General features: G+C 73.1%; 11 protein-coding genes and 1 pseudogene. 8 read left to right on the top strand and 4 right to left on the bottom strand.

The window, feature by feature from the left end; translation table 11 throughout:
• Positions 1-60 precede the first annotated feature (60 nt).
• Entirely contained in the window at positions 61-1,179 is a 1,119-nt protein-coding gene (locus OG617_RS07095; RefSeq protein WP_405099782.1) for a glycosyltransferase, read from the bottom strand.
• 267 nt (positions 1,180-1,446) lie between these two features.
• On the opposite strand from OG617_RS07095, the gene OG617_RS07090 reads away from it, so the two are divergent.
• Positions 1,447-1,851: a hypothetical protein gene (locus OG617_RS07090; RefSeq protein WP_405099780.1), complete on the top strand. Its 405-nt coding sequence runs from the start codon at positions 1,447-1,449 to the stop codon at positions 1,849-1,851.
• 190 nt (positions 1,852-2,041) lie between these two features.
• Here OG617_RS07090 and OG617_RS07085 read toward each other — a convergent pair whose 3' ends face one another.
• Positions 2,042-2,260, bottom strand: a complete 219-nt coding sequence (locus OG617_RS07085; protein WP_161691819.1) for a DUF397 domain-containing protein — start codon at positions 2,258-2,260, stop codon at positions 2,042-2,044.
• Between the two features lie 67 nt (positions 2,261-2,327).
• On the opposite strand from OG617_RS07085, the gene pepN reads away from it, so the two are divergent.
• The 5 genes from pepN (at position 2,328) to OG617_RS07060 (ending at position 7,633) form a co-directional block, all read left to right on the top strand.
• On the top strand, positions 2,328-4,844 hold the full coding sequence (gene pepN, locus OG617_RS07080) for an aminopeptidase N (RefSeq protein WP_405099778.1): 2,517 nt from the start codon (positions 2,328-2,330) through the stop codon (positions 4,842-4,844).
• A gap of 140 nt (positions 4,845-4,984) precedes the next feature.
• Positions 4,985-5,581, top strand: coding sequence for a nicotinate-nucleotide adenylyltransferase (nadD, locus tag OG617_RS07075; protein ID WP_405099776.1), 597 nt, complete (start codon positions 4,985-4,987; stop codon positions 5,579-5,581).
• A gap of 110 nt (positions 5,582-5,691) precedes the next feature.
• Positions 5,692-6,102, top strand: a complete 411-nt coding sequence (gene rsfS, locus OG617_RS07070; RefSeq protein WP_387025074.1) for a ribosome silencing factor — start codon at positions 5,692-5,694, stop codon at positions 6,100-6,102.
• A complete protein-coding gene (locus OG617_RS07065; RefSeq protein WP_396684544.1) occupies positions 6,099-6,728 on the top strand; it encodes a histidine phosphatase family protein in 630 nt (209 codons plus the stop codon). The genes rsfS and OG617_RS07065 overlap by 4 nt, the downstream gene beginning before the upstream one ends.
• 47 nt (positions 6,729-6,775) lie before the next feature.
• The gene (locus tag OG617_RS07060; protein WP_405099773.1) at positions 6,776-7,633 is read left to right on the top strand and encodes a DegV family protein; all 858 of its coding nucleotides are present in this window, start codon (positions 6,776-6,778) and stop codon (positions 7,631-7,633) included.
• A gap of 42 nt (positions 7,634-7,675) precedes the next feature.
• Here OG617_RS07060 and OG617_RS07055 read toward each other — a convergent pair whose 3' ends face one another.
• A complete protein-coding gene (locus OG617_RS07055; protein WP_405099771.1) occupies positions 7,676-10,555 on the bottom strand; it encodes a BTAD domain-containing putative transcriptional regulator in 2,880 nt (959 codons plus the stop codon).
• A gap of 158 nt (positions 10,556-10,713) precedes the next feature.
• On the opposite strand from OG617_RS07055, the gene OG617_RS07050 reads away from it, so the two are divergent.
• Together OG617_RS07050 and OG617_RS07045 are read left to right on the top strand one after the other, a co-directional pair.
• On the top strand, positions 10,714-11,127 hold the full coding sequence (locus tag OG617_RS07050) for a peptidase inhibitor family I36 protein (protein WP_405099769.1): 414 nt from the start codon (positions 10,714-10,716) through the stop codon (positions 11,125-11,127).
• On the top strand, positions 11,121-12,053 hold the full coding sequence (locus OG617_RS07045; protein ID WP_405099767.1) for a hypothetical protein: 933 nt from the start codon (positions 11,121-11,123) through the stop codon (positions 12,051-12,053). Before OG617_RS07050 ends, OG617_RS07045 begins: the two co-directional genes overlap by 7 nt.
• Positions 12,054-12,846: 793 nt before the next feature.
• Here OG617_RS07045 and OG617_RS07040 read toward each other — a convergent pair.
• Positions 12,847-13,389: pseudogene (locus tag OG617_RS07040) on the bottom strand (SPFH domain-containing protein); the annotation flags it as partial.
• Positions 13,390-13,444: the final 55 nt, after the last annotated feature.

The raw sequence follows: 13,444 nt of genomic DNA, 5'->3' as shown, positions 1-13,444 counted from the left end.
CTCCCGGCGCAGGCCGGGGAGTGGCCGCGAGCTGTCGTGTACGGGTGCGCGGCCGGAGGGCTACGCCTCGGGTGTCGACTGGGCGTTCCGTCTCGCCCGCAGGGCGCCGGGGGAGTTGGCGGCGCGGGTGATGCGGGCACCGGCGTAGGGCACACCGCCCAGCACCCGGTGGGCGACGGCGAGCCACGAGCAGGCGCCGCGCTCAAGCAGCCACAGCGGGGCGGCCAGCGCCGCCGTGCGGGGGAAGACCCGCGCCCCGCCGGCCCGGCGGCGCCCCACCTCCGCGAGCGCCACCACGGCCGCCGCCGCGCCGAGCAGCAGGCCGGGGCGGCGGGCCGCCAGCGCGGCCAACACGGCGGGCAGCACCGCCAGCGAGGTCGCCAGCCGCGCCGGCTGGGCCAGGTCGTCGTACGCCTGGCGGACCCGCTGCCCGCGGAAGTGCGCGCCGTCCGGTGGGAGCCGGCGGACGTACAGCCCGGGCGGGGTCGCCTCGGTACCCCCGTACGCCCGCACGGTGCGGACCAGCTCCAGGTTCTCGAAGAGCACGTCCGGGTCGTACCCGCCCATGGCGATGAAGGTGCTCCGGCGCACGGCCAGGGTGCCCGGCCAGTCCGCGCCGAGGGCGCGGTTGAGCAGGGTCCGGCCGGTGTCCCACCAGGCGTGCCAGGGCACCGGGTCGAAGTGGTTCTGCGGGCGGACCAGGTCGACGCCGCCGAGCAGCCGGTGCGCGGCGCGCAGCCCCGCCTCGTCGTAGCGGACGTCGTCGTCGGCGATCACCACGTGCTCGTGCCGGGCCGCAGCCACCCCGGTCAGCACCCCGACGACCTTGCCGTTGCCGCCGCGCACCGCCGGGTCGGGGGTGAGGTGGCGCACCACGCCCCGCCACGCGGCGGCGTGCCGGGCGAAGACCTCGGGGGCGGAGCCGTCGACCACGGTCACGTCGACGAGGCGGCCCAGTTCGCGCAGGTAGCCGGTCAGCTCGGCCAGCCCGGCGTCGCCGGACCAGCGCAGCGGCAGGACGTACTCGACGGGGAGCCGGCGGCGGGCCGGGGCAGCGCCCGCTGCGGGCCCCGTATCCGCCCCGCCCGCGAGCGTCCCGGGCCGGCCCGCCGCGGGCCCCGCATCCGCCCCGCCGGGGACGGCGGCCGGCTGGCCGCCCGCGCTGACGTCGAAGGGCACCGGTGCCTCCCGTGGTGTCGATCGGCCGGGCCGCACCGGATGCCCGCATTTCGGCTGGCCAAACGCTCCCCAGGAGGCGGCGGACGGGTCGCGGCCTGCCGTGGGGGCGGCTGAGCGAACCCTCCAGCATCCCGCACGTCGTCGGTTCCGGGGAGGGGCCGGCGGATCCGCGCTCGGCTGGCCCCTCCCCGGGCGGCGGAAACCTGGTTCGCTGGGTCGCACGGGCCGACCGGCGGCCCGCCGGTCGGCGAGGACGGGGAGGACCGCATGCGGGAGAACGGGTCGCGGCGCTGGCGGGAGCGTCAGGCGGTCAAGGGGTTGGGCGCCGGCCCGGCGGGTGGCGGGATCGGTGGACCCGACCGCCCGCTGCTCGCCCCGCCCCGGCGAAAGGCGCCGCCGCGCTACTTCACGGTGCACCTCGGGTTCGCGGCCGACGGCACCGACCTGGCCCGCGAGCTGGCCGTCACGTACGCCGAGGGGCTGAGCCTGCTCCGCCCCGAGCTGGCACTCGGGGCCGCCGCGTTGTCCCCGGCCGACGCCTGGCACCGGGCCGAGCGGCTGTTCTGCGGTGCGGTCGGCCCGGACGGCGAGCGGTGTGTCGACGTGGCCGGCCATCCCGGCTTCCACCACGCGCCGGGCCCGGGCGGCCTGGGCTGGGGAGACGGCGGCTGAGTGAGGGGCCGGGCGAGGGGCCGAGCCATGATGGTCTGCTGTTCCCGAACAGGCTCCTCGGCGTGTCGTCTCACCGCACGACAGATGATCATGACTTCAGCGGGTGCGCCCCTCGTCGGCGGCGGGGTGGCGTCCCCGTTCGGGTGTGCCGCCCCGCCGCCGACGAGGGGTCGACGTCGCTTCGACCGGCTCAGTCCAGGTCGAACTCGCCGTCCTGGGCACCGGCGACGAAGGCGTCCCACTCGGCCTGGGTGAAGACGAGCACCGGGCCGTCCGGCTCGGCGGAGTTGCGCATGCCGATCAGATCATCGACGAAGGCCACCTCGACCGCGCTGTCCGAGGTGTCGCCCTCGGCCCGTTGCCAGATCGCCCGGGACAGGTCGAAGTCGCCCTTGGGGTGCTGACCCATTGTTGCTTCCTCCATCGCAGAACGTGATGGGAAACGAGTGTGGTTTCCCATCGGGCAGGATAAGCGGATGCCGAGCCTGAGCCATGTAGAGGCGACCGCGCGTGGCGCGTTGATTACCGTCGAGTCCTACCAGGTGGACCTCGACCTGACCGGGGGCGGCGAGCGGTTCCGCTCGCACACCACGATCCGCTTCCGGGCGAGCCCCGGGGCGGAGACGTTCGTCGAGGTCAGCCCCGCGAGGCTGCTGGCCGTGCACCTGAACGGCCAAGGCCTCGACCCCGAGGGCCTCACGGGCAACCGGCTTTCGCTGGCCGGGCTGGCCGAGGCCAACACGCTCGTCGTCGAGGCCGAGATGGCGTACTCGAACACCGGCGAGGGGCTGCACCGGTTCGTCGACCCTGCCGACGGCGAGACGTACCTGTACGCCATGTCCTTCCTGGACAACGCCCAGCGCGTCTTCGCGGCCTTCGACCAGCCCGACCTGAAGGCCCCGGTCACCCTCGCCGTCACCGCCCCTGCGGAGTGGACGGTCGCGACCAACGGCGAGCAGGTCGCAAACCCCCGGCCGGGGCACTGGGAGTTCGCCCCGACGGCCCCGCTGGCGCCGTACCTGGTCACGCTGATCGCCGGGCCGTGGCACGTGCGCCGGGCCGAGCACGACGGCGTCCCGCTGGGCATCTGGTGTCGGCGGTCGCTGGCGGAGCACCTGGACGCCGACGCCGAGGAGATCCTCACCGTCACCCGGCAGTGCCTGGACCGGTTCCACGAGCTGTTCGCCGAGCGCTACCCGTTCGGCAAGTACGACCAGGCGTTCGTGCCGGAGTTCAACCTCGGGGCGATGGAGAACCCGGGCCTGGTGACCCTCCGCGACGATCTGATCTTCCGCTCGGCGGTCACCGACACCCAGCGCGAGCAGCGGGCCACCACCATCGCCCACGAGATGGCGCACATGTGGTTCGGCGACCTGGTCACCATGCGCTGGTGGGACGACCTGTGGCTGAACGAGTCGTTCGCCGAGTACCTGGGCACCCGGGTCACCGCCGAGGCGACCCGGTTCGACCAGGCGTGGACCACCTTCGCGCTGCGCCGCAAGGGCTGGGGGTACGCGGCCGACCAGCGCCCCTCCACCCATCCCGTCGCGCCCGAGGAGGTCGCCGACTCGGCCCTGGCGCTGCTCAACTTCGACGGCATCTCGTACGCCAAGGGCGCCAGCGTGCTGCGTCAGCTCGTGGCGTGGGTGGGCGACGAGGCGTTCCTGGCCGGGCTGAACGCGCACTTCGCGGCGCACCGGTTCGGCAACGCCACCCTCGCCGACCTGCTCGGTGCACTCTCCGCCGCCAGCGGCCGGGACCTGTCCGGCTGGGCCGGGCGCTGGCTGCGCCAGGCCCAGGTGAACACTCTGCGGGCCGAGGTCACCGTCGACGCCGACGGCCGGTACGCGCAGGCGGCGATCGTGCAGACGGCCCCGGCCACCCACCCGGTGCTGCGCCCGCACCGGATCGGCGTCGCCCGGTACGACGCCGACGGCATGGTCACCCGGGACGAGGTCGACCTCGACCCGGACGCAGACGGGGGCCGGACGGTCCTCGCCGGGCTGGTCGGGCAGCCGGCCGCCCGGCTGCTGCTGCCCAACGCCGGGGACCTCACCTTCGCCAAGATCCGCCTCGACCCCGCCTCGGCGGACGCCGTGCCGATGGTGCTGCCGACCCTGGCCGACCCGCTGGCCCGGGCCCTGCTCTGGGGCGAGGCGCTGGACGCCGCCGCCGACGGGGAGCGGCCCGTCGCCGGGCTGGTGGGGCTGATCGACACCGTGCTCCCCGGCGAGGCCGAGGTGATCCTCATCGAGGACGTGCTGCGGGCGACCCGGCCGCTGGTCGACCGCTACCTCGACCCGCCGGCCCGGGAGGCGGCGCTGCTCCGGCTCGCCGGGGCCTGCGAGCGGATGCTCGCCGCCGCCGGGCCGGGCGGGTCCCGGCAGTTGGCCGCCGCGCGGGCCCTGATCGGCGCGACCACCGACATCGACCTGCTGACCTGCTGGCTGGCCGGCCGGGGCGTGCCCGACGGGCTGGCCGTGGATACCGAGCTGCGCTGGTCGGTGCTCGGCCGGCTGGTGGTGCTCGGCGCGGCCGGGGAGGTGGAAATCTCCGCCGAGGCGGCGGCCGACCTGAGCGCCGCCGGCGCCGAGCGGGCCGCCGGCTGCCGGGCCGCGCTGCCCGACCCGGCGGCCAAGGCGGCGGCGTGGGAGATCGTGGTGCGCAACACTGAGCTGTCCGTTCGGCTGGTCGAGGCCGCCGCGGAGGGCTTCTGGCAGCCCGAGCAGGTCGAGCTGACCGCGCCGTACGTGTCGCGGTACTTCGCCGACATGCCGGCGGCGTGGCCCCGGCGTACCCCCGGCGCAGCCGAGTCCGTCGCGCAGCTCGCCTTCCCGCGGTACGCCGTGGCGCAGCCCACCCGGGAACTGGCCGCGGCGTTGCTGGCCCGCGACGACCTTCCCGCCGGCCTGCGGCGGGTGGTCACCGACCTGGACGACGACCTGCGCCGAGCCCTGGTGGCCCGCACGGCCGTGGCCGCCGCCGCTGCCTGACCCAAGCACTCCCGCCCGACATGCTCCTACTGTCCCGATCCGCTCCCGCCGTCCCGATCCGTCCCGGCCCCGTTCCCGCTCGGCCCGTCCCGGTTCGAGGGCCCGGGCCGGGCTGATCGGGGCCGGCATACGATCTTTGGATGGAGGAAGACACCCGCCGGGTCGGGATCATGGGCGGCACCTTCGACCCGATCCACCACGGTCACCTGGTGGCGGCCAGCGAGGTGGCGGACCGGTTCGGGCTGGACGAGGTCGTCTTCGTGCCGACCGGGCAGCCGTGGCAGAAGGCGGACCAGCCGGTCACGCCGGCCGAGGACCGCTACCTGATGACGGTGATCGCCACCGCCTCCAACCCCCGGTTCCAGGTCAGCCGGGTGGACATCGACCGGGGCGGGCCCACGTACACCGTCGACACGCTGCGCGACCTGCACGCCCAGTACGGCCCGAAGGTGCAGCTCTACTTCATCACCGGGGCGGACGCGCTGGATCGCATCCTGTCCTGGAAGGACCTGGACGAGATCTTCGAACTGGCCCACTTCATCGGGGTCACCCGCCCCGGGTTCGAGCTGTCCGCCAAGCACCTCCCCGCCGACACGGTCAGTCTGGTGCAGGTGCCCGCGATGGCGATCTCGTCGACCGACTGCCGGGACCGGGTGGCCCGGGGGGAGCCGGTGTGGTACTTGGTGCCCGACGGTGTGGTGCAGTACATCGCGAAACGACGGCTCTATCTCGGGTGATCGCGCCGGATACGTGCCTTTTCGTCCGGGAAATCGACCAGAACTGACAAGTCGTCGCCTCGCCGGGTGTGAGACGCTTGGAGCGTCGCACGGTTGATCGAAGGAGAACGGTGACAGTTTCCGAACGCGCACACGAGTTGGCGATGGCCGCCGCCCAGGCTGCGGCCGACAAAAAGGCGCAGGACATCGTCATCATCGACGTGGGTGAGCAGCTCGCCATCACCGACGCGTTCCTGCTCGCCGCCGCCCCCAACGAGCGTCAGGTGCTGGCCATCGTCGACGCCATCGAGGAGCGGCTGCTCGAGCTGCCGGAGAAGGCCAAGCCGCTCCGGCGCGAGGGCGAGCGGGGCGGCCGGTGGGTCCTGCTCGACTACGTCGACGTCGTGGTGCACGTCCAGCACACGGAGGAGCGTGAGTTCTACGCCCTCGACCGGCTCTGGAAGGACTGCCCGCAGATCCCGTTCGTCGACCGGGACCTGGTCGAGGCCGAGGCCTCCGCCGGGCCCACCGCCGGCGAATGACCCGACTGATCGTCTGGCGGCACGGCAACACCGACTGGAACGCCACCGATCGGGTGCAGGGACAGACCGACGTACCGCTCAACGACCTCGGCCGGGAGCAGGCCGCCACCGCCGCACAGCTGCTCGCGGCGCTGCGTCCCGACGCGATCGTGGCCAGCGACCTGAGCCGCGCCGCAGACACCGCCGCCGCCTTGGCCGCGCTCACCGGGCTGCCGGTGCGCGCCGACGCCCGGCTGCGCGAGCGGCACTTCGGCCGGTGGCAGGGGCTCGCGCGCACCGAGGCGGCCGAGCGGTACCCGGACGAGTACTCCCGTTGGCGGGCCGGCGACCCGGACCCGGGGGCGGACATCGAGAGCCTCGACGACCTCGGCAAACGGATCGGCACCGCCCTCCAGGGCGCGGCCGACGTGGCGCCCGGCGGCACGATCGTGGTCGCCACCCACGGCGGCGGAGCCCGGCAGGGCTGCGGGTACCTGCTCGGCTGGGACCACACGGTGCTGCGGGCCATCGGCCCGTTGCAGAACTGCCACTGGACCGAGCTGCGGCACAGCGAACCGCGCGGCTGGCAGTTGCTGGCCCACAATGTCGGCCCGATCACCCTGCAGGCTCCCGCCGAGGCGGTCTGACCACACGGTCCCGGGCGGTCGGGGCCGACATCGGCTACCGTGCCGGCATGCCCGTCGCGGTCGTCACCGACTCCACCGCCTACCTTCCGCCTGAGCTGGCGCAGTCGCACCGGCTCACCGTCGTCCCGCTGACCGTGGTCCTCAACGGTGCGGAGGGGCTGGAGGGCATCGAGACCTTTCCCGAGGACGCCACCCGGGCGCTGGGTGGTCGCCGGGTCTCCGTCAGCACCTCCCGGCCGTCCCCGGAACAGTTCGCCGGGACGTACCGGGAGCTGCTCGACGCCGGCGCGGACGGCGTGGTGTCGGTGCACCTGTCGGCCGAACTCTCCGGAACGGTGGAGGCGGCCCGCCTGGCCGCCGCCGAGGTCGGCGACCGGGTCACGGTCGTCGACAGCCGTTCCACCGGCATGGGCCTCGGCTTCCCGGCGCTCGCCGCCGCCGAGGCCGCCGCCGGGGGCGCCGACCTGCCGGGGGTACGCCGGGCGGCGCTCGACGCCATCGACCGCACCAGCATCTTCTTCTACGTCGACACCCTGGAGTTCCTGCGCCGGGGCGGCCGGATCGGGGCCGCCGAGGCGCTGTTCGGCACCGCGCTGTCGGTGAAGCCGATCATGCACATGCCGGACGGGGCGATCGTGCTGATGGACAAGGTACGCACCGCGAGCAGGGGGGTGGCCCGCCTGATCGACCTGGCGGTCGAGGCGGCCGGCGACGCCGACGTGGACCTCGCCGTGCACCACCTCGCCGCCCCGCAGCGCGCCGAGCAGCTCCTCGCCGCGCTCACCGAACGGCTCGGCGACCGGCTGCGCTCCGCATACGTCACCGAGGCGGGCGCGGTGGTGGCCGCGCATGCGGGCCCGGGGCTGGCCTGCGTGGTCGTGCACCGGCGCCCCGACGCGGCCTGATCTTCGCCGGTAACGCCCGCACCGTGGCGCACCTGGCGGGGATCACCGTCCCGCCCCGCCCTCGTCCGGCCACGTCCCGGGCAGACGCCTGCTGGCCGGAGTCGGCGGCTGCGGGAGCTCGGGGACCGAGCGGAGTCTGGCGCGGACGAGGCCGATGTCGGAGTGCCCGAGGTCGGCCAGGATGCGCAGGGCGTCAGCCCATGCGGCGTTGGCTTGTTCCGGCTCCTCCGCCGCCAGAAGGGCGTCGCCCAGGCGGACGAAGGTCTCGGCCCGCAGGTACCGCTCGCCCGTGTGCTGGAACAACTGGAGAGCCTGCCGGTAGCACTCGATGGCCTTGCCGTGGTGTCCGAGGCGGTGGTGGGCGTAGCCGAGGCTGTCCCAGACGTTGGCTTGGCCGTGGTAGTCGCCGAGTCGGCCCATCAGCACCAGGGCCTGGTGGCAGTAGAGGAGGCTCTGGTGGTGGTTACCGAGCAGCGCGTGGCTCCAACCGAGATCGTTGAGCGATTCTGCGTACCCGTCCGGATGCCCGGCCCTGGCGTACAGCCCGAGCGCTCGCTGGAAATGGGGTAGCGACTCCTGGTGACGACCGCGCTGGCTGAGGATGAAACCGAGGCTGTCGTGGACGCGCGCCTCCGCCACCGGGTCCCCGAGTTCTTCGCAGAGGTTCAGGGCCGCCCGTAGGTGGGCGTCCGCCTCGTCGTGGCGACCCAGCCGGAAATAGGCCCGTCCGAGGCCCCGGTGGAGGTGTGCCTGTCCGTCCTTGTCGGCGACGCGTTGCGCCGCGCTCAACGCGGTGTGTTGGATGGCCGCCTGGTCGTGCCAGTAGCCCTGCCGGCTGAAGAAGGTGTTGAGGACCCAGGCCAGCCGCCAAGCGTGGGAGGCGTGCCGGGTCGCGGCGGCCAGATGGACGGTGGCGACCAGGGCGGAACGCTCGGCCATGAACCAGGCCAGCGCCTCGGCGTCGGTGGCGAAGGCGGTGGGCGTGACGCCGGGGTGGGGCGTGGCGAGCGTGAGCGTCTCCCGGTGGGGCTCCAGCATCCGGGCGGCGGCGTGTGCGGTGTGCAGGTAGTGGTCGAGGACCCGCTGTGCCGCGCTGTCACGGTCCGACTGGGCGTCGAGGCTGTCCGCCAGCTCGGCGGCGTAGGCGCGGAGTAGGTCATGGGCGGCATACCGACCGGCGGTGTGCTCGGTGAGTAGGTGGTTGTTGGTCAGTTCGGTGAGTAGGGCCCGCGCCTGCCGCACCGGCACCCCGCTCATACTCGCCGCGCTCGGCACGGTGATGTCGGTGCCGGGGTGCGACCCGATCAGCCGGAAGGTCCGCGCGCCCTCGCTGCCGAGTGCCTGGTAGGAGCAGGAGAAGATACTCCGCAGGTTGATGATCGGATCGTTCCCGGCAAAGGCGTCGAGGCCGCCGCGCGCCTCACGCAGCTCGTCGGTCAGCACCGACAGGGCGACGTCGGGGCGCATCACGGCGTGGGCGGCCACGACGGACAGCGCCAGGGGAAGCCGGGCGCACAGGTCGACGATTTCGTCGGTGGCCTCGGGCTCGGCCGACAGCCGGTGCCACCCGAGACGGCTGGACAGCAGGCTCCGGGCCTCACCACGGGCCAACAGGTCCAGCCGCACCGCGGTGGCACCCTCGGCGGCGACCAGACCGACCAGCGTGTCGCGGCTGGTCACCACCACCAGGCACGCGGCCGCCCCGGGCAGCAGCGGGCGGACCTGTTCGGCATTGCGGGCATTGTCCAGCAGGACGAGCATCCGTTTGCCGGCCAGCAGCGTGCGGTACAACGCCGCTTGAGCCTCCGGCTGGGGTGGTATCCGGTCGGCGGTCACGCCGAGGGCGTCGAGGAGACCGCGGACGGCCTCCGCGGGAGCCATCGCCTCGCCGGTGGGCTCGAACCCGCGCAGGTTCACGTACAGGTTTCCGTCGGGGAACCGTGTGGAGACGCGGTGCGCCCAGTGCACGACCAGCGCCGTCTTGCCGACCCCCGCGGTGCCCGAAACCGTGACGATCCTGACCACCGTGGACGCCGCGGTGGGCTGCTGCCCCGGCAGGTGGGCGTCGAGGCAGGCGAGGTGTTCCGCTCGACCCACGAATCCCGGGGTGTCGGGAGGTAGCTGGGCCGGCGTCGGGTGCCGAACGGCCACCGACGCCGGGTTCCGGTCGTGCGGTGCGTCCAGATCATCGCGCAGGATCGCCTGGTGCAGCGTCCGCAGTTCGGGCCCCGGATCGACACCGAGTTCCTCGGCGAGCCGCCGACGGATGACCGCGTACTGCCCGAGAGCCTCGGCCCCCCGGCCCACGGCGTAGAGGGCACGCATCAGCACTGCGGTCACCGACTCCACGAGCGGATAGTCACCTACCAGTTCGGTCAGTCGACTGATAACCGGCTCCGGGTTCGCCACCCGCAACTCGGCGTAGGCCCAGGTGACGACCGCTTCCGGGTAGTGCTGCCGCCAGCTCTCCCTGGTCCGGGCGGCCCAGGATCCGGACAGTCCCGCCAACGGTTCACCCCGCCACAGCGCGAGCGCCTCCCGCAGCAACGGCGCCCGTCGCGCGTCCGGGCATTCCGGCTCCTTGGCCTCGGCGAGCAGGCTGCGAAATCGGTGCACGTCCACCCGGTCGGCGGCGACCTCGAGCACATATCCGCCGGGCCGCCACACCAGCACGGGCGGCTCACCGACGTCTACAAGGTGTAGGGCCTGTCGAATCCGAGTGACGTGTGCGTGCAGCGACTGACGCGCGCCCCGTGGCGGGCTGTCTCCCCACACCCGGTCCAACAACGTCTGCGGCGTCACCGACCGTCCGGCATCCACGAGCAACGCCGCCAGCACGGCGCGTTGCCTCGGCTGCCCGGTTGGCAGTCGCCGGTTGTTCGCCCAGATCTCGACCGGCCCCAACAAGCGAAAATCGGCCACAACTCTCCCCAAAGCGGCATCGTGATCGCCGCCCGCCTGGCCCCGTATCGATGCACAAGAATTTCACAAGCCGCCGACCCAACGCCACCGCCGACCCTGGAGCGGACAGGAAGTCGATCGCACCTGGTCGATCAATCAGCGGAGAGAAGAGGTAGAACATGGGCAGCATGCTGCGGCGCTGCGCGGCGGCGGCGGCGGGAGTGGTGCTGACACTGGTGTGCCTGGTGGAGCCCGCGTCCGCGGGGGACAGGTACGCCGGCTGTCCGCAGACTTACTTCTGCGTGTGGGCCGCCTCCGATTTCAACGACGGCCCGGGAAAGTGGCAGAACGACGAGGCCAACTACGCGGCCTGGGGTCACGGCACCTGCCCGTCGGGCACCTGGAGCAACTGCGTGTCGTCCGTGTTCAACAACGGGCAAAACTGTGCCGTCACCTTCTACGACGGCAGCAGCTACACCGGCGCCTTCTTCTACCGGCTGCAGCGTGGCGGCTACCTTGCCAACCTGGCGTACGACAAGTGGAGCGACGGGACCAGTCCGAACGACAAGATCAGTTCGCACAAGTGGTGCTGACGATCCGACACTCGACGTCCCGGATGCTGTCCGTGGCCGTCGGCCTCCTGGTGCTCGTCTGCGGGAGTGCCTGCACCCCGCAGGCGGGCACCACCGGCCGCCAGGAGTCCGCGCTCGGTGCCGACGCGCTGGATCTGCTGACCAACTCCGGCGACCACCCGGCCCGCAGCCGGGTGCTGGAGCTTGCCGAGGAGAAGCTCGTCGAGCGGTGTATGGCCGCGCGTGGGCAGGTCTACTGGCCGGTCACCCCGCCACCGGTTACCGGGTCGGACGAAGAGCGTACGGTCGACCTGCCCCGGCGACGCGCGAAGGGTTTCGGGCTGACGGACGAATCGAGGCCGCCGAGGGCGGGTCCGAACGACCGGCAGCCGGTGTTCCAACTCGCCCTGTTCGGCAACGCCCGGCGGTACGAGCAGCTGGAACTGCCCAACGGCAGCGTCCTGTCCTATCCGACGAGCGGGTGCGTGGCCGAGAGCCGGGCCGCCCTGTACGGCGACGCCCGGCGGTGGGCCCGCGTTGACTCCATTCCCCAGGTCCTGAACAACACGCTCAGGGAGCAGATCGGGGATGCACCGGAACTGGCACGGGCCCGCTCCGGGTGGCTCTCGTGCATGACCGCATCGGGCTACCCGTACCCCGATCCGGACGCCGCGGTCGATGACCTGTCGCGTGCGTACCGGCAGAACGGCGGCTCCGCCTCCCTACGCCGCCGGGAGATCGCCGTGGCCACCGCCGACGGGGAGTGCGCGTTGCGGGTCCACGTGCCGTCGACGGAACTCGCGCTACGTCGGGACAGGGCCGAGTCCTTGCCCGCCACTCGGCGGCGCGAGCTGAACGACCTGGGTGCGGCGCACTGCGCCGCCTACCGGAGGGCACAGCCAATGGTCGGGGAGATCGCGCACGCCCAGCCGTGCCGGTCGAGCTGAGAACGGGGGTTGGTTGCGCCCGAGGAACCGGCGGGCGGGGGAACGTCGCGTGGTGTGCCGGGTCGGTGCGACTTGCGTCGCGTGCGTCGGCCAATCACCGGTCGCGCAGGTCGGGACCGGTTTGTGCCGGCAAGGCCCCGACTTGGCACGATCAATGCCTAGCACACAACAGGCATGATCAGGCGGTTGTCCAAAAGGGGCTTCGTTGTCCACAGGCGAGGGCAGCGGAGCCCCACGACGCCCGTCCGCCGGCCTAGCGTCGCGCCGTGTCAGACGATGAGGAGACGGTCGTACGGCGGCGGCTGCGGTGGCTGGCGGCCAGGCCGGCGCCCACCGACGACCTGCCGTCGGTCGGGGCCGGTTCCCCGGCGCAGCCGGCCGGGGATGGGGCCGCCCCGGTGGCGCCGCCCGAGGGTCGGCGGGCATCGGCGGGTGCCCGGTCGGCCGAGTGGCCGACGGTGCTGCCACCGGAGGACCGGTGGGCCCCGGCCGGCGGTCCGGCGGCCGAGCGGCCGGTGCCATGGCCGGGTCGGGCGGGCCCCGGGCCGCGCCGTCACCGCCCGGGTTCTTTCGGCGGATCGCCGCCTGGCGACGGTTCCGAGCCCGGCGACGAGGCGACGTCCGAGAAGCGGCTGTCCCGGCTGCCGGGCCCCGGGGCGTTCGACCCCGGGCGGCGGGGGGTACGGGCGCTGGCGGCGGTCGCCGTGCTGGTGGTGCTCGGCGCGGGCCCTCTGGGCGTGGCAGTCCCGGCCGCAGGCCGAACCGGTCGGGGCCACCCCGTCCATCACTCCAGCTCGGCGCGCATCTGCTTCTCCATCGAGTCGCGGATGCTGGCCGGCGGTTCGATCGCCTTGATCTCCACCCGGGTGACCTTGATGCCCCACCGGCCGGTGGTCTCATCCAGCACGCCCGAGAGGTGCCGGTTGATCTCCTCCCGGCTGGTCAGCGCCCGCTCCAGGTCCAGCGAACCGATCACGTTACGCAGGGTGGTGACGGTGAGCTGCTCGATGGCCTGGAGGAAGTTCGAGATCTCGTACGTCGCCCGGGCCGCGTCGATGACCTTGAAGTAGAGCACCGTGTCGATCGACACCACCAGGTTGTCCGAGGTGATCACCGGCTGGGGCGGGAAGCTGACCACCTGCTCCCGCATGTCGACCTTGGTACGGACCGCGTCGATGAACGGGACCAGCAGGTTCAGGCCCGGATTCAAGGTGCGCTTGTACTTTCCGAGCCGCTCCACCACGTCCTGGCGCTGCTGCGGCACGATCCGCACCGCCTTGACCAGGGTCACCACGACGATCAACGCCACAGCGACCAACAGGCCTTGGGGCGACATGGGGCTGCCCGGATGGCTGGGCGCCTGGACCTGACCCGCGCTGACCGTCACAAAT

The sequence above is a fragment of the Micromonospora sp. NBC_01412 genome (genome assembly GCF_045040215.1).
GTDB lineage: Bacteria > Actinomycetota > Actinomycetes > Mycobacteriales > Micromonosporaceae > Micromonospora > Micromonospora rubida.
Note: the sequence above shows the minus strand (reverse complement) of the source record. Positions and strands in the feature narration are given on the sequence as shown.